General features: G+C 68.7%; 3 protein-coding genes. 1 reads left to right on the top strand and 2 read right to left on the bottom strand.

The features are described from left to right. On the bottom strand, positions 1-717 hold a 717-nt coding region (locus ABZ281_RS47185), incomplete at its 3' end, for a fumarylacetoacetate hydrolase family protein (RefSeq protein WP_356664764.1). 144 nt (positions 718-861) lie between these two features. Between ABZ281_RS47185 and ABZ281_RS47180 the strand changes: the two genes are divergently transcribed. After that, positions 862-1,797 carry a LysR family transcriptional regulator gene (locus ABZ281_RS47180; protein ID WP_356664762.1) on the top strand — a complete coding sequence of 312 codons (936 nt, stop codon included), beginning with the start codon at positions 862-864 and terminating at the stop codon, positions 1,795-1,797. Here the strand turns inward: ABZ281_RS47180 and ABZ281_RS47175 are convergent. Then, the coding region (locus ABZ281_RS47175; protein ID WP_356664760.1) for an aldehyde dehydrogenase family protein at positions 1,772-2,085 on the bottom strand (314 nt) is incomplete at its 5' end. The genes ABZ281_RS47180 and ABZ281_RS47175 overlap by 26 nt on opposite strands.

The following is a 2,085-nucleotide window of genomic DNA, read 5'->3' as shown; positions in this document are numbered from 1 at the left end:
GATGGAGCCGGCGGGGACGATCCACGGGCCGAGCGGGGTGAAGCCGGGGGCGTTCTTGCTGCGCAGCCAGTCGGTGCCGATCGGGGGCATGTCCCGGCGGAAGACGGTCGCGCGGTCGGTCAGGTCGTTGGCGATGGTGTAGCCCGCGACGTACTCCAGCGCCTCCTCCACGGTGACCCGGTAGGCGGGGCGGGAGATCACCGCGGCCACCTCCAGCTCCCAGTCGGGCTTCTCGGCCCAGGCGGGCAGCACCACGTCGTCATAGGGGCCGCTGATCGTGGTCGGCAGGCCGATGAAGACGTACGGGAGGTCCTCGGCGGCCCGCTTGTCCATGACCGCCGCGACCTCGGCGCGGGCCTCCTCGACGGTGCCCGGGGCGTCCGGGGCGCGGTGTGCGACCGCCAGGTCGATCACGTGCTGCCGGTAGTTGGCGCCGGACTGGAAGATCTGCCGGGGCTCGACGGGCGCGTGCACCGTCAGGTCCGCCAGCGGCCGCCAGCCGCGCGTGGGGTCCCCGGCGAGGGTGTGCAGCCGCGGCAGCTCCTCGTCCCAGCGCTCCAGGAGCGTGAGCGTGGTCAACGCGGATTCGTCCAGTGCCGTGCGCAGGTCGAGCGCTCGGCCGTCCGGCGTCACGAGGCCCGGGAACCTGGTCTCGCCCGGTGCCGAAAGGGTGCCGATGGCGAACGGTCCGGAGAAGGGGGTGAAGGGTGCCGACATGGCTGCGGATGTCACGGAGATTTCCTCCCGATTGCGGTGCCACTAATCTGGCGCAGTAGATTGCAATCAGGGAAATCGATTTCCTGTATATGAGAATCCAGCCGGTGAATACCGATGGTGCCGGCTCCGGAATTGGGATGCTTCGTGAACTTGGCCAGCCTGGACCTCAACCTCGTCGTTGCCCTACGCGCCCTCCTGCAGGAGCGCAACGTCACCAGGGCCGGCCAGCGCATCGGGCTCAGTCAACCCGCGATGAGCGCGGCCCTGGCCCGGCTGCGCCGCCACTTCGACGACGACCTCCTCGCCCGGGTGGGCGGAGGGTACGAACTGACCGCCCTCGGGCAGGCCCTCCTCGACCGGACCACCACCGCATGCGACCTGCTGGAGCGCGTCTTCGCCAGTCAGGCGGAATTCAACCCCTCCCGCGAGGAACATGAGTTCACGCTGATCGCCTCGGACTATGCGGTTGCCGTCTTCGGCACCGAACTCGCCCGCACCGTCCAAGCCGAGGCACCAGGCATCCGGCTCAGGTTCAAACAGGTGCCGAACGAAATCATCGACAGCACCGGGTCGCTGCTCAGCACCGTGGACGGGCTACTGCTGCCCCACGGCATCATTCGCGGCTTCCCCACGGTCGAGCTCTACCAGGACAGCTGGGTCTTCCTCGTCGCGGATGACAACCCGGAGGTCGGCGAGCAGCTCACCCTCGACGACTTGGCACGACTGCCGTGGGTGACGTACCAACGAGCCTACGATGCCCCCGCCGCCCGTCAGATCGCCATGCTCGGCATCGAGCCGCGCGTGGCGGTCTCCGTCGACAGTTTCCAGCTGATGCCACTCCTGGTCGTGGGCACCCGCCGGGTAGCTCTCCTTCAAAGGAGTCTCGCCGATGAGCTGGACGGACTCGCACCCGTCCGCATCATGGAACCGCCCTATGACGCCGTGCCGATCCAGCAGGCCTTGTGGTGGCATCCAGTCCACATGCACGACGCGGCGCACATGTGGCTGCGGGAGACGATGGTCCGGGTCGCCGAGATGATGGAGGCGGGTCGGCCTACGATCTCCCGTCCGCCGAAATGAGGGTGGGGCCATGCCCTGCATCGGCAAAAGGGGTGATGAGCAGAGCGATCACCTCGGCGTTGCCGAGGATGAGGTCGTGCCAGGCGCGGAGGATGTCGGCGCGGTGCCGGGTGGTGGTGGCAGCCCAGGAGCGGCCGGCTGCGTCGGCCCGGGCGACGGCGTCGAGGGACTGGTGCGCGTTGAAGTCGGGGACCTGGGCGATCAACTGGCCGGTGGCCGGATCGTGGACGTCGAAGGTGCGGGTCACGCCCGGTACGGCGAGGTGGAGGTTGGCCAGGACCTTGTCGG

Origin of the sequence: Streptomyces sp. NPDC006265, assembly GCF_040613555.1 — a bacterium.
Classification (GTDB): domain Bacteria; phylum Actinomycetota; class Actinomycetes; order Streptomycetales; family Streptomycetaceae; genus Streptomyces.
The sequence above is the reverse complement of the archived record's forward strand: the minus strand, read 5'-3'. Positions and strand labels throughout refer to the sequence as shown.